The organism is Deltaproteobacteria bacterium, from assembly GCA_016709225.1.
In the GTDB taxonomy this organism is placed as follows: Bacteria; Myxococcota_A; Polyangia; order Nannocystales; family Nannocystaceae; genus Xiheibacterium; species Xiheibacterium phototrophicum.
This window is the reverse complement of sequence record JADJEE010000002.1, coordinates 2,048,045-2,072,252: the sequence shown is the minus strand read 5'-3', so window position 1 is coordinate 2,072,252 and position 24,208 is coordinate 2,048,045. Positions and strand designations below refer to the sequence as shown.

At 72.1% G+C, this 24,208-nt stretch carries 17 protein-coding genes; 5 read left to right on the top strand and 12 right to left on the bottom strand.

From position 1 onward, the window contains the following. Positions 1-58: 58 nt before the first annotated feature. From kdpC to IPH07_22720, 4 genes are read right to left on the bottom strand one after another with little or no spacing between them, the layout of a single operon-like run. The gene (gene kdpC / locus IPH07_22735; GenBank protein ID MBK6920235.1) at positions 59-688 is read right to left on the bottom strand and encodes a potassium-transporting ATPase subunit KdpC; all 630 of its coding nucleotides are present in this window, start codon (positions 686-688) and stop codon (positions 59-61) included. Between the two features lie 32 nt (positions 689-720). Next, a complete protein-coding gene (kdpB, locus tag IPH07_22730; GenBank protein ID MBK6920234.1) occupies positions 721-2,769 on the bottom strand; it encodes a potassium-transporting ATPase subunit KdpB in 2,049 nt (682 codons plus the stop codon). Positions 2,770-2,771: 2 nt separating this feature from the next. Further along, positions 2,772-4,493: a potassium-transporting ATPase subunit KdpA gene (gene kdpA / locus IPH07_22725; GenBank protein MBK6920233.1), complete on the bottom strand. Its 1,722-nt coding sequence runs from the start codon at positions 4,491-4,493 to the stop codon at positions 2,772-2,774. A 15-nt stretch (positions 4,494-4,508) separates the two neighbouring features. Further along, a complete protein-coding gene (locus IPH07_22720) occupies positions 4,509-4,598 on the bottom strand; it encodes a potassium-transporting ATPase subunit F (protein MBK6920232.1) in 90 nt (29 codons plus the stop codon). Positions 4,599-4,948: 350 nt separating this feature from the next. Here IPH07_22720 and IPH07_22715 point away from each other — a divergent pair, with 350 nt between their 5' ends. Beyond that, positions 4,949-5,251 carry a hypothetical protein gene (locus IPH07_22715; GenBank protein ID MBK6920231.1) on the top strand — a complete coding sequence of 101 codons (303 nt, stop codon included), beginning with the start codon at positions 4,949-4,951 and terminating at the stop codon, positions 5,249-5,251. Positions 5,252-5,363: 112 nt separating this feature from the next. Here IPH07_22715 and IPH07_22710 read toward each other — a convergent pair whose 3' ends face one another. The 3 genes from IPH07_22710 to IPH07_22700 all read right to left on the bottom strand — a co-directional run bounded on the left by IPH07_22710 (position 5,364) and on the right by IPH07_22700 (position 10,345). Further along, the gene (locus tag IPH07_22710) at positions 5,364-5,591 is read right to left on the bottom strand and encodes a hypothetical protein (GenBank protein ID MBK6920230.1); all 228 of its coding nucleotides are present in this window, start codon (positions 5,589-5,591) and stop codon (positions 5,364-5,366) included. A 349-nt stretch (positions 5,592-5,940) separates the two neighbouring features. After that, complete coding sequence (locus IPH07_22705) at positions 5,941-7,392, bottom strand: outer membrane beta-barrel protein (protein MBK6920229.1); 1,452 nt, start codon at positions 7,390-7,392, stop codon at positions 5,941-5,943. A 214-nt stretch (positions 7,393-7,606) separates the two neighbouring features. Further along, positions 7,607-10,345 (bottom strand): protein kinase, encoded by a 2,739-nt coding sequence (locus IPH07_22700; protein MBK6920228.1) that lies wholly within the window; start codon positions 10,343-10,345, stop codon positions 7,607-7,609. 48 nt (positions 10,346-10,393) lie between these two features. Between IPH07_22700 and IPH07_22695 the strand changes: the two genes are divergently transcribed. The 3 genes from IPH07_22695 to IPH07_22685 all read left to right on the top strand — a co-directional run bounded on the left by IPH07_22695 (position 10,394) and on the right by IPH07_22685 (position 14,861). Further along, complete coding sequence (locus tag IPH07_22695; protein ID MBK6920227.1) at positions 10,394-12,088, top strand: M28 family peptidase; 1,695 nt, start codon at positions 10,394-10,396, stop codon at positions 12,086-12,088. Positions 12,089-12,134: 46 nt separating this feature from the next. Continuing rightward, on the top strand, positions 12,135-13,778 hold the full coding sequence (locus IPH07_22690; GenBank protein MBK6920226.1) for a hypothetical protein: 1,644 nt from the start codon (positions 12,135-12,137) through the stop codon (positions 13,776-13,778). A 72-nt stretch (positions 13,779-13,850) separates the two neighbouring features. Continuing rightward, entirely contained in the window at positions 13,851-14,861 is a 1,011-nt protein-coding gene (locus IPH07_22685) for a serine/threonine protein kinase (protein MBK6920225.1), read from the top strand. 10 nt (positions 14,862-14,871) lie between these two features. Here IPH07_22685 and IPH07_22680 read toward each other — a convergent pair whose 3' ends face one another. The 3 genes from IPH07_22680 to IPH07_22670 all read right to left on the bottom strand — a co-directional run bounded on the left by IPH07_22680 (position 14,872) and on the right by IPH07_22670 (position 22,063). Continuing rightward, the gene (locus IPH07_22680) at positions 14,872-15,546 is read right to left on the bottom strand and encodes a hypothetical protein (protein MBK6920224.1); all 675 of its coding nucleotides are present in this window, start codon (positions 15,544-15,546) and stop codon (positions 14,872-14,874) included. 52 nt (positions 15,547-15,598) lie between these two features. After that, positions 15,599-19,657 (bottom strand): protein kinase, encoded by a 4,059-nt coding sequence (locus tag IPH07_22675; protein MBK6920223.1) that lies wholly within the window; start codon positions 19,655-19,657, stop codon positions 15,599-15,601. Positions 19,658-19,804: 147 nt separating this feature from the next. After that, on the bottom strand, positions 19,805-22,063 hold the full coding sequence (locus tag IPH07_22670; GenBank protein MBK6920222.1) for a UvrD-helicase domain-containing protein: 2,259 nt from the start codon (positions 22,061-22,063) through the stop codon (positions 19,805-19,807). 124 nt (positions 22,064-22,187) lie between these two features. Here IPH07_22670 and IPH07_22665 point away from each other — a divergent pair, with 124 nt between their 5' ends. After that, positions 22,188-23,234 (top strand): hypothetical protein, encoded by a 1,047-nt coding sequence (locus IPH07_22665; protein ID MBK6920221.1) that lies wholly within the window; start codon positions 22,188-22,190, stop codon positions 23,232-23,234. A 75-nt stretch (positions 23,235-23,309) separates the two neighbouring features. Here the strand turns inward: IPH07_22665 and IPH07_22660 are convergent, their stop codons facing one another. Together IPH07_22660 and IPH07_22655 are read right to left on the bottom strand one after the other, a co-directional pair. Further along, positions 23,310-23,813, bottom strand: a complete 504-nt coding sequence (locus IPH07_22660) for a cupin domain-containing protein (protein MBK6920220.1) — start codon at positions 23,811-23,813, stop codon at positions 23,310-23,312. A 118-nt stretch (positions 23,814-23,931) separates the two neighbouring features. Then, positions 23,932-24,138 (bottom strand): hypothetical protein, encoded by a 207-nt coding sequence (locus tag IPH07_22655; protein MBK6920219.1) that lies wholly within the window; start codon positions 24,136-24,138, stop codon positions 23,932-23,934. Between the last annotated feature and the right edge of the window lie 70 nt (positions 24,139-24,208).

Here is a 24,208-nt window from a genome sequence, read left to right as displayed (position 1 = left end):
TCCCGCGCGGGCGGGCGCAGCGTAGCACGGCCGACGTGCTCGCCCTGGGTTCGGTCGGTCACCGTGGTTCCGCGGCGGGGCGACTGGGGGCAAGGCGACTGGGACGAGCGGGGGCGCCGAACTGGCGATCGAGCGCGAGGTTGATCGACAGCACGTTGACCCTCGGCTCACCGAGCACACCGAGCACGCGGCCCTCGATGCCGGCCTCGACGATCGCGCGCACGCGTGCGACGTCGATCCCGCGCGCTGTGGCGATCCTCGGTGCCTGCCACAGCGCGGCGTCGGGCGAGAGGTGGGGATCGAGACCGCTCGCCGACGCGAGCACCAGCTCGGCGGGCACCGGACCTGGCGCGTCGGGATTCGCGGCGACGAGCTGCGCGGCGGTCTCGGCGACCCGCTCGCGCAGCGCCTGCGACGTCGGCCCCAGGTTCGAGCCGCCCGACGCGGTCGCGTCGTAGCCGGCGCCCGCGGCCGATGGTCGTCCGTGCAGATAGCCGGGATGGGTGAACGTCTGGCCGATGAGCGTCGAGCCGACCACCGCGGCGCGCTCGTCGACGACGAAGCTGCCCACGGCAGCGTCGTGGAACGCCGTCTGGGCGATGGCCGTCACGCCGAGGGGATAGACGAGTCCGGTGAGCACCGCGGTCACCAGCCCCATGCGCAGCGCGATGATGACTTCACTCGACATGATCGGGTTCCTCTCTCGGGTTCCTCGCGGGATCACGCGAAGCCCAGGGTGGCGAGGGCTTCGTCGATGATCTTGATGCCGACGAACGGGACCACGACGCCGCCGACGCCGTAGATCAGCAGCGCGCGCCGCAGCAACGCGGCGGCTCCCATGGGGCGATAGCGGACCCCACGCAGGGCCAGCGGGATCAGGCCGATGATCACCAGCGCGTTGAAGATCACCGCGGCGAGGATCGCAGTGTAGGTCGAGTGCAGGTCCATCACGTCGAGCGGCTCGATCTCGAGGTAGGCGGTGGCGAAGATCGCCGGCAGGATCGCGAAGTACTTGGCGACGTCGTTGGCGATCGAGAACGTCGTGAGCGAGCCCCGCGTCATCAGCAGCTGCTTGCCGACCTCGACCACCTCGAGCAGCTTGGTCGGGTTGGAGTCGAGGTCGACCATGTTGCCGGCCTCCTTCGCCGCCTGGGTGCCCGTGTTCATGGCCACGCCGACGTCGGCCTGCGCGAGCGCGGGGGCGTCGTTGGTGCCGTCGCCCGTCATCGCGACCAGCTTGCCGCCGGCCTGCTCGCGGCGGATGAAGTCGAGCTTCTTCTCGGGCGTGGCCTCTGCGACGAAGTCGTCGACGCCGGCCTGCTCGGCGATCGCGGCCGCGGTGCGCGGGTTGTCGCCGGTGATCATCACGGTGCGGATGCCCATCGCGCGGAAGCGGGCGAAGCGCTCGGCGATCCCCTCCTTGACCATGTCCTCGAGGTGGACCAGCCCGAGCAGGCGCGCGCCGTCGCTGACGGCCAGCGGCGTGCCACCACCGTCGCCGATCCTCCCCGCCGCGGCGAGCAGCTCGGTCGGCACGGCGCCGCCGCGATCGCGGACGTGGGCGACCACCGCGTCCACGGCCCCTTTGCGGACCAGCCGCGGTCCGAGATCCACGCCGCTCATGCGGGTCTCGGCGGAGAAGGGCACGAACACCGCGTCGGGATCGGGCTCGCCACCGCGCGAGCCGACGCCGTCGCGCACGAACGCGACGATCGAGCGGCCCTCGGGGGTCTCGTCGGCGAGGCTCGCCAGGTGCGCGGCCTCGGCGAGCTCGCTGGTCGCGACGCCGGGCGCCGGCAGCAGCGCGGTGGCCATCCGATTGCCCAGGGTGATCGTGCCGGTCTTGTCGAGCAGCAGCGTGTCGACGTCGCCCGCCGCCTCGACGGCGCGACCGCTCATGGCCAGGACGTTCTTCTGCAGCAGGCGGTCCATGCCCGCGATGCCGATCGCCGACAGCAGCCCGCCGATGGTCGTGGGGATGAGGCAGACCAGCAGGGCGATCACCACCGTGATCGACAGCTGCATGCCCGAGTAGAGCGCGAACGGGACCAGCGTGACGCAGGCGATGAGGAACACCAGGGTCAGGCCGACCAGGAGGATGTGCAACGCCAGCTCGTTGGGCGTCTTGCTGCGGGCGGCGCCCTCGACCAGGGCGATCATGCGATCGAGGAAGCTCGCGCCGGGCTCGGCGGTGATGCGCACGATGATGCGGTCCGAGAGCACGGTGGTCCCGCCGGTGACCGCCGAGCGGTCGCCGCCGCGCTCGCGGATCACCGGCGCCGACTCGCCGGTGATCGCCGACTCGTCGACCGAGGCGATGCCCTCGACGATCTCGCCGTCGCCGGGGATGACACCGCCGGCCTCGACGATCACGTGGTCGCCCTTGCGCAGCGAAGCGGCCGGCACCGAGGTCTCGACGCCGTCCGCCCACCGCCGCGCGGTGGTGTCCTGTCGCACGCGCCGCAGTGCCGCGGCCTGGGCTTTGCCGCGGCCCTCGGCGACGGCCTCGGCGAAGTTGGCGAAGAGCACGGTGAACCACAGCCACAGCGTCACGCCGCCGGTGAACCAAAGCGGCGCCATCGCGGCCGGACGCAGCAGTGCGTCGCGGACCAGCACCAGCGTCGTCACGACTGAGCCGACCTCGACCACGAACATCACCGGGTTGCGGGCGAGGTACACCGGCGACAGCTTGCGCAGGCTGTCGAGCAGCGCCGCGCGGATGATCGGCCCGTCGAAGAGGGAGCGCTCCTCGGTGCGTGGATGGGCCATGCTCAGAACCCCCGCCCGCTCGCCGCGAGGAAGTGCTCGACCACCGGGCCCAGACACAGCGCCGGGAAGAACGTCAGCGCTCCGATCACGAGCACGATCGACACCAACAGGCCGACGAACAGCGCGCCGTGGGTCGGGAACGTGCCGGGGCCAGGCGGCAGCGTGCTCTTGCCACGCATGCTCCCGGCGATCGCGAGCACCGGGATCATCATCCAGAAGCGGCCGATCAGCATCGCGAGCGCGAGCGTGCAGTTGTAGAACCGCGTGTTGGCGGAGAGCCCCGCGAACGCCGAGCCGTTGTTCCCGCTCGCGCTCGAGTACGCATAGAGGATCTCGGAGAGGCCGTGGGGACCCGCGTTCGCGAGCCCGGCGGTGCCGGCGTCGCTGACGGCGGCCCACGCCGCCAGCCCGAGTAGCGCCAGCGGGAACACCAGCACGTAGAGCATCGCGAGCTTCATCTCGCGCGGCTCGATCTTCTTGCCCAGGTACTCGGGGGTGCGCCCGACCATCAGCCCGGCGATGAACACCGAGAGGATCGCGAACACGATCATGCCCGCGAGCCCGACGCCGATGCCACCGAACACCACCTCGCCGAGCTGGATGTTCACCATCGGCACCAGGCCGCCCACCGGCGTGAAGCTGTCGTGCATCGCGTTGACGGCACCGCACGAGGCGTCGGTGGTGATCGTCGCGAACAGGCTCGAGCCTGCGATGCCGAAGCGCACCTCCTTGCCCTCCATGTTGCCGGCCGCCGCGACCAGCGGCTCGGCGAGCGCCTGGGGGTTGCCGGCGGCCTCGGCCGGGTAGACCACCGCGACGCCAGCGACGAACAGCACCGACATCGCAGCGAACAGCGCCCAGCCCTGGCGGGTGTCGCCGGCCATGCGCCCGTACGTGTACGTGAGCCCCGCCGGGATCAGGAACACCACGAACATCTCGACGAAGTTGCTGAGCGGCGTGGGGTTCTCGAACGGGTGGCTGCTGTTGGCGTTGAAGAAGCCGCCGCCGTTGATGCCCAGCATCTTGATCGCCTCCTGTGAGGCGACCGGACCCAGCGCGATCGACTGCGTGCCCCCGTCGAGCGTGGCGATCGTGGCGTTGGGCGCGAAGTTCTGGATCACGCCCTGGGAGACGAGCACCACCGCGACGACGACGGACAGCGGCAGCAGGATGTAGACCAGCGATCGCACGAGGTCGACCCAGAAGTTGCCGAGCGTCCGCCGCGGATCGGGCCCGCCCTTGCGCGTGAGGCCGCGGGCGAGCGCGAGCAGCAGGCCGAATCCCGCGGCCGCGGACACGAAGTTGTGCCAGCCCAGCGCGAGCATCTGCGTCAGATGGCTCATCGTCGACTCGCCGGAGTAGGCCTGCCAGTTGGTGTTCGTCGTGAAGCTGACGGCCGTGTTGAACGCGAGGTCGGGCGCGACGGCCGGTAGCGCCTCGGGGTCGAGGGGCAGGAGATGCTGCGTGCGCATCACCGCGTAGGCGCCGAGCAGGCCGACCGCGCTGAACAGCAGCAGCGCGAGGCCGTACTCGACGGCGGTGTGTTCGCGCCGTGGATCGACGCCCGCGATCCGGTACAGCAGCCGCTCGAGTCGGCCGAGGATCCGCGGCAGCGGCTGCGCGTTGCCCTCGAACACCCGGGCCATGTACGCGCCCATCGGCCGCGTCGCCGCGAGGATCGCGAGGTAGAAGAGCGCGATCTGAAGCCATCCGTGGGTGGTCACGTCCGCGTCTCTCCTTCAGTACTTCTCCGCGCGTACCAGCGCGTGCACGAGGTAGATGCAGAGCAGGGCGGCGAGGATGGCGGCCATCGGATAGTCGAACGTCATGATGCTCCGTCGGTGGCTCACAGCCGGGTGCACGCGCGCAGGTACATGGCCGAGGCGGCGAAGAACGCGAAGGTCGCGAGGACGAGGACGAGGTCGGTCATGGCGCGTGCTCGGGTGCCGCCACGAAGCACGAGCCGTGCCGAGCCCCGGCCGCCACGAGGGCCGGCGCATGTCGTGCGGCGACGACGGGTTGCCGGCACCGGCCGTCTTGCACGATGCAACCCCACGGCGGGCGAGGCCTGCGGACTGCACGATCCGGCGACGCTCATCCGGTACGCAACGCGCGTCCCGTCGCAGGTACGCCCGCTGCAATCGCCGTGGTCGTGTCTCCGTACCGCCGACCCGCAAGCATGCCGATGCCCGCAGCCGAGCCCGCGACGCGCGGCCTGTGGCCGCTGTTCCTCGCCACCGCGGTCGGCTCGGTCGCGTTCACCATCTGCACCGCCCACGTCGAGCGCAGCGAACTCGAGGCCCTGTCGCCGGCGGACCGCGCCCGCGTGCTCGAGCAGACCCGTCACAACCTCGAGATCTGCGCGCACGGCCACGCCAGCGAGCTGCACGAGTTCTGTGCGGCCGAGACCGCCCGCGCGAGGCGAGCCGGGCTGCCGGTCGATCACGGGCGCGCCACCGTCTGGCGCTCGGCGAGCCGCTGACGCGACGGCTCGGTCGTCGTCAGTTGTCGCCGCGGCGCCGGCGGGCGAACTCAGCGTGCTCGTGAGCCGCGCGAGCACGATGGCCGCACGCTCGCGGATGTCGGCCGGCCGCTCATCGTCCCCGCCGCGCGCGATGCGGCCTCGCGCCGCGGCGACGCTGCATCGACTCGGCGAGCAGGAATGCACCTGTCGTCGCGACGAAGATCGCCGCGCCGACGAGCAGCACGCCGGCCGGTCGGAAGCTGCGAAGGTCGCCGCTTCGCCCCTCGATCCTGCGGTCGGGGAGCGCCGCCATGCCGATCCCGCTCCCGAGCCCCACGATGCCGAGGCCGAGCAGCACCGCGCCGCCGATCGTCATCGGGCGACAGACGTCGCGCCCGTGCGGCCGACATCGATCGGGCGCCGGATCACTCGGCAACCGCGGGGCCGGCGGGCTCGTCAGGCGCGGCGGTGGTGGATCCGCGGCCGCTTCCACCGATGAGTCGCGCTCCGGCGTCTCGGTTGGCGTCTCGATTGGCGTCTCGATTGGCGCCTCGGTCGTCGTTGCGGTCGTCGGGGACGCGTTCGGGCTCGCGGCCGGCGGCGCGCCGTCCGGTGGCGCTGTCGAGATCGGCGGCGCGAGGATCAGGCTGCACGACAGCGTCCGACTCATCACGGTTCGCGAGGGTGTCGAGGTCATGGGACGATCTCTAGTAGCGAAGCAGCATCGCCAGCGTGAAGCGGTTCTCGGTCTTGGTGAGATCGGGCTGCCACCCCGGCACCACGGAACCCGGGGCTCCGGTGTTGCCGCCCGGCGGCGTCACACCGCCGCGTCCGCTGAAGTAGGGCACGGACGCGTCGCGGTGGTTGAACTCGGCCCGGAACGTGACGAAGCGATTCGGCATGTAGTCGAGCGTCGTCTGGGTGTCCCACGCCCAGAACTTGTCGCCGGGCGCCGCCGTGAAGTACGGCGTGCCGGAGAACGCGGTGGTGCCGTTGATCGGCGGCAGCAGCACGAGATAGCGCCCGGGGTTGGTGATCGCGCCGCCGCCGAACGTGAAGCCGATCTTGTCCTTCCAGAACCACAGCCGGTTGTAGGCCATGAAGCCGAGGAAGAACTGATCGCGACACGTCACGCCGCCGCCGAACTCGCAGCCCGCGTCGACCGTCAGCGAGAACGCGCCCTTGCTGACGGCGCCGTCCTTGCGATCGAGGTAGCGGACCATGATGCTGTCGTCGGTGTGCACGCGCCTGCGATCGCGCATGCCCACCGTGTCGGTGCCGTAGTACTGGTTGCCGAGCACCGAGAGTCGATCGCTGGGGCGCCACAGCAGCTGCAGCCCGAGTCCCGGCCCGTCGTTGAACTTCGAGTAGGCCTGCCATCCATTGACCACCCACGGCTCGATCTTGAGCGTCTTGGTGGGGAAGAACTGCACCCGCACGCCGTTGAAGAACCATGGCGTGTTGGACGACACATACGACGGCTGGTAGGTCCAGTTGTCGAAGTTGTAGTAGCTCCAAAGGCCGACGTACGACATGAAGATGCCGGCCTGGATGTTGATGCCGTGCAGCACCGGGATGTGGTAGCCGGCGTAGGCCTCCGAGATGTACCGGTACGCGTTGTCCATCCGCCAGTTGCCGCGCTCGTAGCTGGCGTCGTTGCGCGGCGTGGTCTGCGAGTACATGCCGAACTGCGTCATCAGCCGGGCGTGCACGTTCTTGTAGAAGAAGTTGCCGCCGAAGCCGATCTGCGTGACCTGCAGCTCGTTGTGGCGGAAGACCTCGCTCGACCCGGAGATCGTGTTGTCCTTGGGGTTGTTCAGCGAGTAGTGGTACGCGGCATCGATGCGGAACTCGCCCGTGAACGGGCCCCACTTCAGCGGGGCCTCGTCGGGGCTGTAGTTGCCGGGGATCCAGGCGAAGTCGCCGGTGCTGAAGGCCTGCTTGGGCGGCTCGAAGCGGAGGTCGGGACCGGGAGGCTCCACCGCGGGTGCGGGCGTTGCGGTGCCGCGACCGATGAGCCCGCGCTCGCGGAGCCGCGCGTCGATCAGGCGATCGAGCTCGTCGGCGTCGATGGTGATCGCACCGCGGTCATCGGGCGCGGCCGCAGATGTCTCCGCGTTCGCCGCGGTCGGGCCTTCATACGAGCGCGGGCCCTGCATGCAGAGCACGGCGAGGAGCAGATTCACGGCATCACTCTCTTCCTGCGTCTTGGCGGCGCGACGCAGAGCAGCGATCGTGCCAACCCGGCAGCACCCGCCGACGGGCACGTCGGCAGCGACGGCAGCGGGTCCCCTTGCAGTCCGCAAGACCGGCCGACCGCCGAGGTTGCACCTCGCAGTGGGCCGAGGCGCGCATGCCCACGGCCGCCCGAGCTCAGCCGGCGCGGGCCTGGGAGATGCGTCGCACCAGCGCCGGGTCGCCCTCGGTGGTCGCGGTGATCGCCGCGGCGCGATCCAAACGGGCGCTCGCGGCCGCGGCATCGCCCTGCTTTCGCAACCACAGCGCGTGCGAGAGCAGGGCGTCGGCGACCCGCCGGCTACCGGTGCCGTAGAGCTCCTCGAGCAGCGTGACGGCCTGTTCGAACATCGGCCCGGCCTCGAAGTCGCGGCCGAGCGCCGCGAGGCACCGTGCGCGCTCGAGGTCGAGGTCGGCGGCGGTCGTGCGATCGCGGCCGCTGCCGAGCTGCTGCCAGATCGACTCGACCCGTTCGATCGCCGCGAGAGCCTCGTCGCAGCGATCGGTCGCGCGCAGCGACCACACCAGTGGCACCACTTGCGTCACGATCTCGCTCGCGTCTTCGTCGTGGATTTCTTCGGCGAGGGCGAGGTCGCCCTGCGCCATCGCCAGCGCCTCCTCGCCGCGACCCAGCGCGACCAGGGCCTGCACCTGTTGGTACGCGGTGGTGAGCTGCCACGCGGTGCGCGGGCCCTCGAGCGCGAGCTTGCTCGCGCGGACCTCGGCCAACCGCTGCAACGCATCGTCGTGGCGGCCCAGCGAGATCTCGAGGCCGGCGAGGTTGTTCTCGAGGCTGACGACGTCGGGGTGGGCGCGACCGCGCGCGGCCACCAGCAGCGCGACCGCGCGCTCGAAGTACTGCCGTGCATGGTCGAGCTCGCCGAGCTCCTCGGAGCTGAGCGCCATCTCGTTGAGCGCCGCGATCGCGTTGGGATCGTCGGCCGACATGTGCTGCACCGCGAGGTCGTGAGCACGCTGCGCTTGCACGCGGGCTTGCTCCCAGTGCCCGGCCTGTCGCAGGCGCTGCGACAGTACCAGCGCGAGGTCGGCCTCGAGCGCGAGGTCGCGGCGGTCCTCGGGCATCGCGTCGAGCCGCGCACGGATCAGCCGCTCGAGCAGCTCGGCCTCGCGCTCCTGCTCCAAGCGGGCGCGACCGAGCAGCTGCAGCATCGCCGAGATCGACACGGTCTCGGCGCCCGCGCGCTCGCCTGCGACCCACGCGTCGGTGCAGACCGATTGCGTGCCGCGGGCCTTGTCGCTGCGAGACTCCGACCGGCAGGCCACCATCAGCGCCCGCGCCCGACGGACCAGGTCGCCGGCACGCTCGGCGTCGGCGGCAACGGACTGCGCGGCCGTGAACGCCGCCTCGCCGTGGCCGAGATCGGCCTGCAGCCGCGCGCGCATCAGCGCGGCCTCGAGCTCTCCGCCGAGGCCCTCAGGCGCCTCGGCAATGGTGGTCGCATCGAGGCAGCGCTCGGGCTTCGCGGCGCGCTCGACCATGCGAGCGGCCTGTCGCAGCGCGTCGCGATCGGCGAGCGCCAACAGCTCGACGCGCGCGCCGAGGTCCTCGACCTGGCGATCGAGGCACCCAAGCGCGCTGGCGGCCAGCTCGACCCCGGCCGCACCATCGACCAGCGCCGCCTCGCAGGCCTGCACACGGGTCGTACGCCAGGCCTGGCTGCGGGCGTCGAGCTGCTCGACCACGCGGGCCAGCGCATCGCCGGCGTAGGGCAGCGCGAGCGAGTCGAAGCGCACGCGCAGGCGCTCGCGAGCATCGTCGTTCCACACCCGCGCGAGTGCCTGCTCGCCGCTGTCGATGCACGGCCCCGCGTCCGCGGTGTTGCGGGCGCCCCACGCCAGCGTCGCGGCCAACGTGGCCGTGGCGCCCGCACCGATGAGGAGGTTGCGCCGACGGTGGCGACGGCGCTCGATGCCGTCGAGCAGCGTGGTCATGGTCGCGGGGCGTCGCGCGGGGTCGGCCGCCAGCCCGCTCGCGATCGCATCGTGCAACCATCGCGGCAGACGGCGCGTGGGCGCGGGGCCGTGGCCGGCGAGCTTGGCCCGCTGGAGTGCGGCGAGCGTGTCGCCGCGGAACGGCTGCACGCCGTGCAGCGCCTCCCAGCAGGTCACGCAGTAGGCGAACAGGTCGGTGCGCACGTCGGTGCTCTCGCCGGCGTGCTGCTCGGGGGCCATGTACGCCGGCGTGCCGGCGATCTCGACCGCGGTGTCGCTGCTGGGCGACGCAGGGCCACCGCTCGAGATCGGTCCGTCGGCGAGCGCAAGGCCGAAGTCGACCACGTAGACCCGTCGGGCCACGTCGTCCCCGTGATCGGCGATGAGGACGTTGTCGGGCTTGATGTCGCGATGCACGAGACCCGCGCGGTGCGCGGCCTCGAGCCCGCGTCCCGCGGCCAGCAACACGTCGAGGATCTGCGTGGTCGTGCGGCTGCTCGCGCTCAGCCAACGGCGCATCGTGACGCCCTCGACCAGCTCCATCACCATGTACACGCCGCGGGGCCTGCCGTCGGCGCCGGCGGGTAGCTCGCCGACGTCGTACATCGTGACCACGTTGGGATGGGAGAGCCGCGCCAGGGCCTGCGCCTCGCCGAGCAGGTGCTCGCGCGCACGGGCGCTGCGACTGCGCGGGAGCACGACCTTGATCGCGACGTCGCGTGCGAGCTCCGGGTCGTGCGCGCGGAAGACCTCGCCGGCCGAGCCGCGACCGAGGCGCGACGTCACCAGGTAGCGGCCGAGGGCGAACGGCGGCTCGAGCCACGGCGGCGCCGCGTGGCCGTGGGACAGCATCGTGTCCTGCGACGAGAACGCGTCCTCGACGGGGACCCCGTCGCTTGGCTCGTCATCGCGAGGTGCGGCCATCGCATGGCCATTGTACGCCGCGTTCCCCGGGGACTAGCATGCGCAAGGATGTTGCGAAGATGGTTCGCGCTGGTGCTCGCGTGTTGCGGCGGGTGTAACGACAGCGGGCGCGCGACCGCGCCCACCGCTGCGACCGCGCCCCGCGTGGCCGAGGCGACCGAGCCCGTCGCCGCCGCAGGTGCGACGTCGCCGAGCGTCGAGAGCATTCGCGCGGACACGCGCGAGCTCGCCAGCGATGCCATGGACGGTCGTCGTCCCGGGACCGCAGGGGGCGCACGCGCGGTGGCGTACATCATCGAGCGCATGACCGCGCTCGGACTCGCACCAGGGGCCGGCGACGGTGGCTGGACGCAGCGCGTGCCGATGCGGGTGGTGTCGGTCGACGCGAGCCGCAGTCGGCTCGGGTTCGGGCACGGCGACGACGTCCGCCCGCTCGTCTTCGGCGACGATGTCGTCGGCACCAGCCTGCGCCCGGCCGGCACGCTGCGCTTCGACGCGCCGCTGGTGTTCGTCGGCCATGGCATCACCGCGCCCGAGTACGACTGGGACGACTACGCCGGTGTCGAGGTCGACGGCGCCGTGGTGGTGGTGCTGGTCGGTGATCCGCCGCTCGCCGACGGTCGCTTCGCCGGCGACGCGCTGACCTACTACGGGCGCTGGTCCTACAAGTTCGAGCGTGCCCTCGCCGCTGGGGCGCGCGGCGTGCTGATCGTGCACGACGCCGAGGCGGCGTCCTACGGCTGGAGTGTCGTCCGCAACAGCTGGTCGCGGGAGCGCTTCGCGGTCCACGACGACACCCGCGATCGACCGCCCGCGCTGGCGTTCGAGGGTTGGATCACGCACGAGACCGCCGATGGCCTCGCGACCCGCGACGGCAGCTCGCTGGCGGCGTGGAAGGCCGAGGCGAGGGGGCCCGGGTTCCGCGGCCATCGATTGCGCGACGCGTTCGTCGGCGAGATCGTCACCAGCGATCGCACGCTCGCCGACGTGAATGTCGTCGGCGCGCTGCCGGGGACGCGCGCCGACGAGGCCGTGGTGATCACCGCGCACTGGGATCACCTCGGCCACGACGCCACCGCGGCCGCCGACGCCGACGCGATCTTCAACGGCGCGATCGACAACGCCAGCGGCGTCGCCGGCATGCTCGCGGTCGCCGGCACGCTGCGGGCTCGCGTCGTGTCCGGACGGCCGCTGGGCCGCACGGTGCTGTTCGTGGCGACCACCGGTGAAGAGGAGGGCCTGCTCGGCAGCACCTACTTCGCGGCCCACCCCCCGGTGCCGCCGACCAGCCTGGTCGCTGCGGTCAACCTCGACAGCATGAACGTCGATGGCCGTACCCGTAGCGTGCAGGTCATCGGCCCCGGACAGTCGACCCTCGAGGATCTCTTGGCCGAGGTCACCGCCGCCGAGGGCCGTACGGTCGTGCCCGACGAGCACCCCGAGAGCGGCGGCTACTTCCGCTCGGATCACTTCGCGCTCGCCCGCGTGGGTGTGCCTGCGATTTACCTGCGCGGCGGCAGTGACATGGAGGCCGGCGGTCGTGCGCAGGGCCAGGCGCTCGGCGAGGTGCGAGCGCAGCACTACCACTCGGTCGACGACGAGTTCGACCCCGCGTGGAGCTTCGCGGGCACGCTGCAGGACGCACTCACGGTCGCGTCGCTGGTCGCACGGGTGGCCGACGACGCCGCGCGGCCGCAGTGGAAGCCGGGTGCGAGCGTGCCCGGTGTGATCGCGCCGCGTTGAAGTCGGTGGTTGCTGCGCGCGAAAGTGCGTTATCGTGGGCACGGCCATGGCTAGGCGTGCGGTCATCAGCTCGGGGCGGCGAACGGTGGCGGCGGGGGCCGGCGATGGCGTCGTGGCGCTCGACGATCGACCGCTGTCGCTGCTCGGCTCGGCCGACGGCAAGCGGGTGATCGTCGCGCTGCCCTACGAGGTCGTGGTCGTCCATGCCGAGACGCTCGAGCTGGAGAAGTCGATCGAGCTGCCGCTGGCGGAGCCCTCGGTGGCCCTCGCCGACGACGAGGGTGGGCTGTGGTTCGGGGGTCAGCACCTCTATCGCGGCAGCGTGTGGTCGACCAAGGCCGAGAAGTTCGGCTCGAAGCTCGGCGGCTTCGTCGATCGCGTGGTGTTGGTCGGGCCACGCACGCTGTGCGGTGTCGGCACGCAGGGCGAGATCCTCGTCGACGTCGAGAAGGAGACGGTGCTCCACCGGCGCAAGGTCGCCGAGCGCGACGTGCTCGGGTTGATGGCGTCGGTCGATGGTCGCGCGGTCTCACTGTGGCTCGAGCCCGACCCCCACGGGCACGGCGCCGGTCCCTCGAACTTCGCGTGGGTCATCGATCCCGAGCACCTCTCGGGCTACATGCGGCTGAAGCTGCGCAACACCAGCGCGCTCGCGGTGCCATCCGAGGCGGTGGTCGCGATCGGCCGCGCACCGGGTGGGCACTGCGTGCTGGCGGCCCGCGATGGCGCGGTCGGTTGGACCAACCGCGCGCTGCGGCCGATGCTCGAGCGCGTGCCGGACGTCGAGCTGCGCGGCTCGACGCCGCTGGCGATCGCGGCCGATGAGCGCTGGATCTACGTGTTGCGACCGGGGGCGACGCTGCACCGCTTCTCGATCGAGCCGCCGCCGCCGGAGTCCAAGGACGGCGCGAAGGACAAGGACAAGGACAAGGAAGAACCGCTGCCCGCGGCGCAGACCTGCAAGCTTCCGCGCCACGCGACCTGCATCGTGACGGTGCCGGGTGGTGGGCTCGTGCTCGCTGGCCCGCACTCCGACGATCAGCTGGGGCGACTGTGGCGGTGCGCGGCCGAGGAGCTGCCGTGGACGCCGCTTCGTCTGCGTCAGCGCGCGCTCGTCGAGGCGCCGGCCGCCGAAGCATCGGGCGAGGGCGGCAGCGGGGGCGAGGTCTCGCCTGCGAACAAGGTGCCGAATTTCGTGCCGACCCGCAGCAAGCTCGCCGGTGCGCCGCTATCGGCGCTGCGCGTCGACGACGTCATCGGTGGCGCACATCCGTTCTGGATCACGCGCGCGGTGGGTTCGCTCGGCGAGCGTCCGGTCGAGCCGCGCGCGGCCGCCGAGGTCATGGCCGCCGACGCCGCGCTGTTGCCGGCGATGATCCGCCTGCGCGACGGCACCGCACGCCCGGCCCTGCTGCTGTGGCCCGGCGTCGCCGACGAGCTGCGCGAGCCTGCACCCTTCGAGTGGATCACGTGGGGCGACCGGCCGCGGGAGTGGATCCCGCTGCGCACGCTGGAGATCCGCGCGCAGGGCTGGACCCGTCGCGAGGTTTTCCCGCTGCAGGTAGCGTTGCCGGCCCCACCACCGCAAATCGCGGGCCGTCGCGTGCCGATCCCCCCGCGCTGGGTGGATCCCGAGTCGTTTGCGGCACTCGTGAAGGAATGCAAGCACCTGCTCAAGGTGCTCTGGTAGCGCGATCGTCCGGCCACGCGAGGTCGCGGCGAACCGCAGTGCCCCTTGGGGCACTACATCGAGGTGGGGCACGTGAAGTCGGGCGCGCGATCGTCGGTGGCATCCGACGACACGTGGCCGTGGGCCGGTCCGACGAACGTCGGCGCCGGCACGCGCGAGCTGGCCGGCGCGGTGCACCGTGCGGTTGCGATGGGTCGCTTCCGTCCGGTCCGCCGGGTCCGCAGCTGTGCGCTGTCGGAGGTCTTCATCGCGCTGTTCGATCGCGACGACGACGGCGTGGCCGAGGTCGCGATGGTCAAGCGCATCCGCCCCGAGCTGCACCACGTGCCCGAGGCGCGGCGGTTGTTCGCCCACGAGGCGATGCTGCTGGGCGCGTTCGATCACCGCGGCATCGTGCGGGCACTCGACAGCGGGCACGCCTCCACCCATGGCTACTTCGCGACCGAGATGCTGCACGGTCGCTCGCTGCCGGAGCTCGTGCGCCGCGCCGAGGAGTACGGCCTGCGCATGCCGCTGCGGCACGCGATCTCACTGGTGGCCTCGATGGCGGAGGCGCTCGACCACGCCCACGGCCGCATCACCGCCGATCGAACGCCGCTGCAGGTCGTGCACGCCGACGTCGCGCCCGGCAACGTCACCGTGACCTACGATGGCAGCGTGAAGCTGGTCGACTTCGGCTGCGCGCAGAGCCGGCTGTGTCCGGTCGAGCGCCGCGGCATGCCGCGGGCCGGCGCGCTCGCGTACATGTCACCCGAGCAGTGTCGCGGCGAGGGCCTCGATCGCCGCAGCGATGTGTATGCGCTCGGCGTGGTGCTGTGGGAGCTCGCCACCTGGTCGCGGCTCTACCGGCGACTGGCGCCCGAGCAGGTCATCGCGCGCATCGCCATCGGTGCGGTGCCGCTGCCGTCGCAGGTCCGCGCCGACATCCCCTCGGAGCTCGAGGACGTGCTGATGGTCGCGTTGCAGCCGGCGCCGCAGCGGCGCTTCAGCAGCGCGGGGGAGTTCGCGGCGGCGCTGCGTCGCCTCGGCGGCGCTGAGGATCCGCGGGGCCTGGATAGCTGGGTGCGGCGGGTCTTCCACTGACCAGCGGATGCTATCGGCACACCGCGCCCGGACCGTCCGCGATGGTCGTGCACTTGGTGCCGCTCGGGCACGCCTGCTTGCGATCGCAGCGCCACTCGCAGCTCTCGAACTTCGGGCCGCGCGGGCCAGCGATGCCGTAGTAGCCGACGCACTCCTGGCCGGGCTTGCATTGCTTGTCGCCGCACGTCAGCAGCTGCTCCTTGGGGCCCTGGCCGGAGTTGGGCTGCGGCACGTCGTGGCCGCCGGGTAGCGGCAGGGTCTGACCGGTCGGGCTCCACCACGCACAGTCGCCCTCGATGCAGCCGCACGCGGCGTCACGCGGCAGCTGCACCTCGAGCACCTCGCAGGTGGTCGCGGCGCCTCGCTCGGCGCTGCATAGCTCGCCGCCGCAGCCGGCGGCGAAGCACTCCCCGTCGGCCTTGCACGCATTGGGAAGGCCCGCGCCCTCGAAGCGACCGAACAACGGATGATCGCCCGGCACCGCCCGCGCCCGCGCGCCGCCGGCCGGCGTCGGGGTCTCACCTCCGCCGTCGTCGACGGGGGTGCCGTCGGCGCCCGAGGCCGCAGTCGGATCGCCACCACCACCACCACCACCACCAGTCGGATCGGGCAACGGCTGTGGCTGCGGCTTGTCGCAGGCGAAGGGGAGTGCGAGCGCGACGAGGGCGAGGACACGCAGGTGCATGACGGCCGCAAGCGTAGCAGTCCGTGCGCGGGTCGGCCCGCGCGCAGGCGCCTCACTCGTCCATGAGCGCGGGCGTGTCGAGGCCGAGCCCCGACATGCCGCCATCACGAACCATGCGCCGCAGATCGACCTGCACGATCGCGCCACGGCGTGCGAGTGCGTCACGGTCGAGCCGGGCGAGGTCGCCCGCCACGAGCACGATCGGCACCGTGGTGTCGAGCCGCGCATAGTAGGCCTGCACGTCGTCCCACGACAGGCTCGGCAGCGCGAGCCACTGCTCGACCCGCGGATCGGTGCCGCCGGCTGGCCACGGATACACCAATCCGGGCACCTTCGCCGGCGCGGTGCGATGGGCCCGGAACGCGACCTCGAGCCGACGCCGTGCGGCCTCGAAACCGCCGGCGTTCGGGCGCGCGCGCAGGACCTCGAGGGCGCGGTCGACGGTCGACGCCACCGCGTCGGCGTCGGACTCGAAGCCGACGCCGATCGCCAGTGGGGGTCCGGGTGCGTACTGCGTGTTGTAGCCCGAGTGCATCGCGGCGATCGGCAGCGCAGCCTCGAACGAGGCCTCGTGGACGGCGTCGCGGTGGAGCATCGCGGCGAGGTGCTCGCGCGGTGCGTCGGCGAACCACGGCACCGCGACGCGCACGGTGAAGCGATCGGCATCGGGCAGATCGACCAGCAGGATCTCCTGGCGCTCGGGCGAGCGGTACGCCCGCACGAACGGCGCGCCCGAGGTGCGTCCGCGCGGCGCAGGCAGCAGCGCCAGCAGTCGTTCGGGCGCGGGGCCCACGTACAGCACGTCGGGGTCGTAGGTGACGATCTCGGCCTCGGCCGATCGCAGCGCGGTGCCGCCGTGTCGCCGCATGTCCTCGTCGCTGGGCATGCTCGGATCGAGGGCGTGCTCCCCCAAGAGCGCCCACATCTCGGTGGCGCCGATGGCCAGGTCCGGGATCGCCCGGTCCTCGGCCCGCATGCGCACGGTGTGGTCGGCGAACTCGCGGGCGTCGTCCGCGTCGAGCTGCGGTCGGGTCAGCCACGTCACCAACGGCGGCATGATTTCGTCGAACCGCGCCGCTTCGCCGATGATCTCGTAGCGCGTGTCGGTGGTGGAGCAGAACACCATCAGCTCGACGCCCGCGATCGGCACCTCGCGGAGTCGCGGACGCAGGGCGTCACACGCCCACGGGTTCTCGGCGGTGCCGACCGGGTAGATCCAGCTCATGCGGAACAGCGGGCCCGGTGCGGTGGTGGTGATCACCCGACCGGCCCCGTGCGCGTGCACGTGGTAGTGGCTGCCTTCGACGATGAAGCGCGGCTCCATCGGGGTCGAGGGCGCGTCGAGGATCGCGTGCACCCATGCGCTGCGCCGCCCCGGGCTGAGCTCGGGTCGTGCACTCGGCAGCGAGGGCACCTGGGGATGGGCGGGCCTGCCGAGCTCGCTGTAGGTCACGACCGGCGTGCGCGTGAGCAGCTCCTTGGCGGTGGCGATCGCCTCGGCGCGCGTCGGCGGCGGGCGCAGCACTGCAGCAGGGCCGTGCGTCCACGGTCGGAAGGTCGCGAACGACTCGACGATCGCCAGCGCCAACGAGCCCGGGCCGCGTGCCCACGACAGGCGCTCGAACGCGGCCTCGGTGAGCGCGGTGCTCCACGTGGCGTCGTCGACCTGGTCGTCGGCGATGCGCCGCAGCGCTGCGAGGCCGATCCCCTCGAGCTCGGCGTTGGCCTGGCCGGGGTTGGGCATGAGGAACACGCTGAAGTCGCGGTGGTGCCCGGTGTACGCGCCCCAGCCGGCCGCCTTGCCCTTCAGCTGCGCGCCGAGCAAGCCGCTGCGACCCGACAACACCTTGGGCAGGGTGTCGAAGCGCGCGAACGCCTCGCTGCCGACCGGTGGCATCGGCCACGTCACCTCGACGCCGCGCGAGATGTCCGGCGCATCGAGCTGCACGCGCTCGGGCAGCGGCTCGTCGATCGCCTCGATCGCGGGGATCGCCGCGGGCTCCCAGTCGCCGAACACGTGCTCGGCCATCGCGTCGGCCTCGTCGGCGGTGATGTCGCCGACCAACACGAGCGCCGTGTTGTTGGGGCGGTAGTAGCGATCGTGGAACTCCCGCGCGTCGGCCAGCGGCACCGTGGTCAGCGTCGCGATCTGCGTGTCGATGCTGTCGAGGGTACCGGTCGCCTTCGCGAGCTCGCGTCGCAGCGCGTCGTCGGAGCGGGCCGGGAACCATCCCAGCAGCTGCAGGCGCTCGACGGTCGCGCTGAGGAACTGACGGAACACGGGGCGGCGCACGCTCTCGGCGGTGATCTGCATCCACGCCTCGAGCCGATGTCGCGGCACCTCGGTCGCGAAGGTGGTGCCGAAGCCGCCCATGCTCAGGGGGTCGCGCGCGCCGAGGGCGAGTACCGCGGCGTAGACCTCCTCTTGCAGCTGCAGCGGCGCCGTGGCTTGCTCGGCGGCTGCGATGTGCTGCAGCAGCACCCCGCGGGCAGCGTCGTCGTCGATGCGCGGCAGCGCCTCGATCATGCGGTGCTGGAAGACCAGCAGCGGGGTCTCGGCGGCGTGGTCGAGCACGCCGATCCGCGCGGTGCCGCGTCGGATCGCGGTCGCGACCAGGCCCGAGATGCCGGAGCGCGACTCCTGCATCGGGCCCGCGCGCACGACCAGCGCGGCGGCGACCGCCGGCTCCTGGGGTCGATGCGCGACGTAGATCGTCAGGCCGTTGCGCAGGCGGTGCACGCTGACGCCCGAGGGATCATCGTCATCGGGCTCGCCCACGACGGCCGGCAGCGGCGTCGCGGCGACGATCTCGGCCCACGCGTCGGACGGCGCGTCGGCGCGCGGAGCCGCGGCGGTGGGCTCGCGACTCGCGGCCGCGACCGCGTCGCCGTCGGTGCGGCCGAGCCACCATGCGCCGCCGCCCAGGCCGAGCGCGCATGCGGCCACGAGCGCGGCCCATGTGCGGGTGCGCGGACGCTGGGCCTCGTGCAACGCGTCGATGAGCGCGCGCATGCTCGCGTGCCGGTCGACGGGCTCGCGCGCGAGCCCCCGCATGACGGCGGCATGGATGGCGCGCGGCACCGAGGACCGATCGTCGACCTGCACCGGTCGACCGTCGGTCAGGCTCTGCTCGAGCTCGCTGTAGGTCGAGCCGCCGAACGGGCGCTTGCCGTACAGCGCCTCGAACAGCGAGGCGCAGAACGAGAACTGATCGCTCTTCGCACTCGGCTCGGCGCGCGCGAGCTGCTCGGGAGCCATGTACGCCGGCGTGCCGATGACGGTGCCGGTCCGGGTGATGTCGAAGTCGCGCAGTCGCGAGCCCGAGGCCGACACCGCCGGGTGTTCGGCGGTCACGGTGATCGCGTCCGAGGCGGCGCGCGCGAGACCGAAGTCGACGATCTGCGGGCGACCGTCACGGCTGACGAGCACGTTGTCGGGCTTGAAGTCGCGGTGCACGATGCCCTGCTCGTGGGCCGCGATGAGGCCCTCGGCAGCGCGCATGTACATCTGCACGATCTCGCGCCAGCCGAGCGCGCCCTGCTTGCGCCACTGCCGGAGCGTGACGCCGCGGACCAGCTCCATCGCCATGAAGACCTGCTCGCCCGATTGCCCGACCTCGTAGACGTGCACGACGTTGGGATGCGAGAGCTTGGCCGTGGCCTGGGCCTCGCGCAGCAATCGCTGGCGACCCGACGAGCCCGGTGCGAGCTCGCGGCGGAGGATCTTGATCGCCACCGGCCGATCGAGCTCGTCGTCGTGGGCCTCGTAGACCATGCCCATGCCACCGGCCCCCAGCGGCGCCAGGATGCGGTAGCGACCGATCTGCACCGGCGTGCGATCCCAGCCGAGCAGGCGGTTCTGCGCCCGCGCCAACAACACCCGCGACTCGATGCCGTCGCCGGCGAGCGTCTCGACGGCGGGGTCGTCGTCGCCGTCGCCCTCGGCCGCGAGCTCGTCGCCGTCGCCGTCGTCGTCGTCGCCGGGATCCACCAGGCCTTCGAGCCAGCTCGCGGGCGGTTCATCGGCGCCCTCGGGCGGCAGCGAGTCGACCAACGCGGACAGCCGACGCTCGGGCGCCGTCGGAACCTCGTTGGGATCGTCGCTGTTCATGGCGTCTGCTCGACCATGGTGACCCCACCATGGTGCCCTGGTCCGCACGGCCCCGGCCAGCCCGCGAGGACTCCGGCGCGGGTGCTGCAAAGGTGGGGTTTCGCCGGCCCGAGGTTCCGGGAGCGTCCCGGGGGCCGACGCGCGTGTTCAGAGCGGCTCGCAGAACCGCGCCAAGATCGTCTTCATGCCGATGCGGGCGAACCGCAGGTTGAACTTCATGTTCGTACCCACACCGCTCCAGCCGACCAGCTCGCCGACCCCGAAGTCCTTGTGTCGGACGTGCATGCCGACCCACAGCGCGACACCCTCGCCGACCTCGCCGGTGAGCTCTTCGGTCTCGAGGGTCGGCTCGCCGTCGTAGACGACGTCGTCGTTCCACGACGGCTGCGGGGCCGGGCGCGGCGCGAGCTCGGGACGCGCCCGGCCGCGCTTGCTCGCGGTCGCGAGCGCCTCGCGGGGCAGCTCCAGCACGAAGCGTGACGGTGAGCCCTGCTGCAGCTGGCCGTAGAGTCGGCGCTGCGACACCGTGGTGAGCGTGAGCCGCTTGCGCGCGCGGGTGATCGCGACGTACGCGAGCCGGCGCTCCTCCTCCATCGCGACCGGGTCGTCGATCACGCGGGCGTGGGGGAACACGCGCTCTTCCATGCCGGTGAGGTAGACGCTGTCGAATTCGAGGCCCTTGGCCGAGTGGACGGTCATCAGCGTGACCGATCGCCCGCGATCGCCCTCGCCACGCTCGCCGCCGACCAAGCTGGTCTGCTCGAGGTAGTCCGAGAGCGTTGCGCCGTCGTGCTCGGCCATGAACTCGGCGACGTTGCCGAGCAACTCCTGGAGGTTCTCGAGCCGCGCGAGCGCCTCTTCGTCGCCATCGAGCACCAGCGATTCGCGGTAGCCGGTGCGCTCGACGACCTCGGCGACCAGCTCGTCGAGCGGCCGCTCGTCGACCAGCGCGCGCAGCCCCGTGATGAGCTCGACGAAGACCTGCAGCTTCTTGGCCGCGCCCGCCGAGACCCCGGCCTCGCGTGCGTGGGGCAGCGCCTGCCACAGCGAGCAGCCCCGCGTGATCGCGAGGTTCTGCAGCTTGTCGATGGTGGTGTGGCCGATGCCGCGCGCGGGCCGGTTCACGATGCGGCCGAGGTGCGCGTCGGAGTCGGGGTTCTGCAGCGCGACCAGGTAGGCCAGGATGTCCTTGACCTCGGCGCGCTCGTAGAACGCGAGCCCACCGACGATGCGGCAGCCGATGCCCGCGGTACGCAGCGCGTCCTCGATGGCCCGCGACTGCGCGTGGGTGCGATAGAAGATCGCGAACTCCTCGGGCGATGCGCCGTCGTCGATGGCCGCGCGGATCTCGTGCGCGACCAGCCGTGCCTCTTCGCGTTCGCCCGGCAGCTCGAGCACCCGCACCGGCTCGCCGTCGCCCGCGTCGGTCCACAGGGTCTTGCCGAGGCGACCGGCGTTGCGGCGGATCACCGCGTCGGCGCAGCGCAGGATGAAGCCGGTGCTGCGGTAGTTGTGCTCGAGCCGCACCACCTCGCAGTCGCGGTGGCGCGCGTCGAAGCGCAGGATCTGTTCGACATCGGCGCCGCGCCAGCCATAGATGGCCTGGTCGTCGTCACCGACCACGCACAGCTCGGCATGGCCCGACAGTCGATCGACCAGCTCGGCCTGCACCGGGTTGGTGTCCTGGAACTCGTCGACCACCACGTGCGCGAAGCGGTGCAGCAGCGCGCGCACCGGATCGGTGTCGCCGAGCTGGCCCTGGGCGGGCTTCTCCGCGCCGCGCAGCAGCGTGACGGTGTGCACGATGAGATCGCCGAAGTCGACGCCGTTCTGGGCGAGCAGCCGCTGCTGGTACAGCTTGAAGGCCCTGGCGACCACGCTGCGCACCGGCTCGAGGCAGCCGATGCGATCGAGCTCGTCGGGGCCGACGCCGCGGTTCTTCGCGCGATCGATCCAGCCCAGCACGCCGCGGGGCGTGAACAGCTTGTCGGAGACGTCGAGCTGCTCGAGCACCCGCGTCATCACCTGCACACCGTCGGCGGTGTCGAAGATCGTGAAGTGGGGCGACAGCCCGAGCGGCTGCCCGAAGCGCCGCAGGATGCGGGCGCAGATGCTGTGGAAGGTGCCGACCCAGATCTCGCGGGTTTGGTGGCGACCCTCGCACAGCCGGTCGATGCGCTCGCGCATCTCGGCCGCGGCCTTGTTGGTGAAGGTCACGGCGAGGATCCGCCACGGCGGCACGCCCTCGTCGAGCAGCGCGGCGACGCGGTGCGTGATGACGCGGGTCTTGCCCGTGCCGGCGCCGGCGAGCACCAACAGCGGCGAGCCGCGATGCACGACGGCGCTGGCCTGCTCGCGGTTGAGCCCGTGGGTGGGCGACGGGAGATCTCCGGCGTCGGCGCTCACGTGTGCGGAGGGTAAGCCAAGGGTGGGGCGGTTGTCGTGCGCGGTGATCGGCGAAACCGCCGCGCGAGCTCCGTGCTGGCGCGCGTGGCGATGACGCGCCACAATCGGACGTCGGTCGTCGTTCGTGGGTGTGAAGTTCGCGTGCGCATCGCTCGGGTTGGCCGCGGCCGTTGGTCGCGGCGAGCCGGTCGTGCACACGGTGCCGGTCGCGCTCGAGTGGGACGCCGACGGGGTCTGCGACGTGCGGGTGCAGCATGGGCGCCGCGGCGACCTGGGTCTGGTCGACGATCCCAGCGGCACGCGTCGGGCCACGATCACGATGACGCGTGCGGGACTCGAGGCGGTGCACGTCCACATCGAGCTCGCGGTGGAGGAGCTGGTGATCGAGCGCGACCTCGATGCCGCGGACTGCACGCTCGCCGCCGATGCGGCGATGCTGGTGGTCGGTGCGCAGCTGCGAGGACTCGCGGGCCCCGACGCCGTCGATCCACCGCAGGTGACGAGCGCGCCCGAGCCGGTCGCACCGCCGCCCGCGATCGATGTGCCCGCGGACGAGCCCGAGGCTGCGCGACCAGCTGCGGTCGCCGCACTGCCGCCGCGCGGTCCGGTCGCCGCACCGACGGTTCGCTCGCGATCGCGGCCGCGGCTGCGTGGCCTTGGATGGCTGGGTGCGATCGGCGGCGCCGCCTTCGGTCCGGTGCCCAAGCCGAGCGGCGCGCTCGGGCTGGTGTTCGCGTGGCAGTGGACGCTCGCGCGATTGCAGCTCGACGCGACGCACGTGTTCAGGCGCACCGTCACGGCCGCGCCGGATGTCGACGCGCGGCTGTCGGCGTGGTCGTTCGCGGTGCGGGCAGGGGTCGCGCCGCGATGGCGCACGCTACGGGTGCCGGTGCTGCTCGGCCTCGAGCTCATCGACGTGGTCGGCTCGCCACGGGGCGACCTGCTCGCGCCGCGGGTCGGCCAGCGGGCCGCGATCCAGCTCGCGCTCGATGCGGGGTTGTGGTGGTCGCCGTGGCCTCGCCTGGCGCTCGGCGTGCACGGGGCCGTCAGCGTCGCGTTGCTCCGCGCCGGCTTCGAGTTCGGCCGCAGCGACGGCGGTGCGATCGCGGTGCCGCCGGGCGGGCGCGTGGGCGGGCGCGTGGGCGCCTCGCTGGCGGTGCGGCTGCGCTGAGCCACATCTCGCCGCGATCGATGCAGTCCGCTCGAGCGCGCCGAGCTACGTGCTCGCGCTCGAAGCCTCGATCCGTCACTTCGCCAGCCAGTCGGACATCGGCCGCAGCTCGATGCCCTCCTGCTTCACCAGCGCCATGCGCCCGGCGTCGTGCTCGAAGGCGACGAGCCCGAGCTCGGGGAACCACCCGCGATCGCCGGCGCGGCGATCACCCCCCTGCAGATACACGAGGTCGGCCTCCGACGTGTTGCGCACCAGGTGCGCCGGGCCGCCCGGCGGGAAGCCGACGAAATCGCCGGGTCCGATCGCGAGCTCGGCATCGTCGATGCGCACGTGGCCAGTGCCCGACACCACGTAGATCCATTCCTCTTGGATGCTGTGCACGTGCAGCGCGAAGCTCTCCTTGCCCGGCGGCAGCCGTGCAAGCGAGACGCCCAGGTGCACGAGGCCCGTGCGATCCCCAAGACGCGCCATGAACAGCTCCGAGCGCGGGTTCAGCGGGTGACGCACGTGCATGGCAGCGTTGGCGTCGAGCTCGGAGGTGCGGACGAGGTGGTCGGTGGGCGCGCGCTCGGTCATCGCGGCGAGTATCGCCCAGCGCCGCCCGGCGTCGCGTCAGCTTGCACCCTCCCACGACGCGAAGCTCGAGCGGTGATTCGCTGGCTTGGCGAGCCGGCCGGCCTCGCGAGCAGCTTGCTCATCCGAAGCGCGAGGGATCGATGGGGCGGCCCTCGGCATCGCCGTGCTCCGCACCGGGACGCGTCGCAAACCACTCGGTGAGCAGCGCCTCGAGTGCGACCGGGCTGGCGCCCGGATGCTGCCGACGGAGATTCTCGCGCATGACCGCCTCTGCCAACGCGGAGAGCTCCAGCGCCACGCGCATGCGTTCCGCCGCCGTCGACACCCGAGCAACCTACCGCGGGCGTGCTGCCGCTGCGGTGCGCCGCCGCGGGCACCGGCGAGATGCGGCCAGA

Bases quoted from the DNA above. Each gene is read 5' to 3' on its own strand.
- IPH07_22720 (MBK6920232.1), bottom strand. From the start codon at position 4,598: ATGACGTTCGACTATCCGATGGCCGCCATCCTCGCCGCCCTGCTCTGC.
- IPH07_22680 (MBK6920224.1), bottom strand. From the start codon at position 15,546: ATGCACCTGCGTGTCCTCGCCCTCGTCGCGCTCGCACTCCCCTTCGCC.
- kdpB (MBK6920234.1), bottom strand. From the start codon at position 2,769: ATGGCCCATCCACGCACCGAGGAGCGCTCCCTCTTCGACGGGCCGATC.
- IPH07_22700 (MBK6920228.1), bottom strand. From the start codon at position 10,345: ATGGCCGCACCTCGCGATGACGAGCCAAGCGACGGGGTCCCCGTCGAG.
- IPH07_22705 (MBK6920229.1), bottom strand. From the start codon at position 7,392: ATGCAGGGCCCGCGCTCGTATGAAGGCCCGACCGCGGCGAACGCGGAG.
- IPH07_22675 (MBK6920223.1), bottom strand. From the start codon at position 19,657: ATGAACAGCGACGATCCCAACGAGGTTCCGACGGCGCCCGAGCGTCGG.
- kdpC (MBK6920235.1), bottom strand. From the start codon at position 688: ATGTCGAGTGAAGTCATCATCGCGCTGCGCATGGGGCTGGTGACCGCG.
- IPH07_22715 (MBK6920231.1), top strand. From the start codon at position 4,949: ATGCCGATGCCCGCAGCCGAGCCCGCGACGCGCGGCCTGTGGCCGCTG.
- IPH07_22695 (MBK6920227.1), top strand. From the start codon at position 10,394: ATGTTGCGAAGATGGTTCGCGCTGGTGCTCGCGTGTTGCGGCGGGTGT.
- IPH07_22660 (MBK6920220.1), bottom strand. From the start codon at position 23,813: ATGACCGAGCGCGCGCCCACCGACCACCTCGTCCGCACCTCCGAGCTC.
- IPH07_22690 (MBK6920226.1), top strand. From the start codon at position 12,135: ATGGCTAGGCGTGCGGTCATCAGCTCGGGGCGGCGAACGGTGGCGGCG.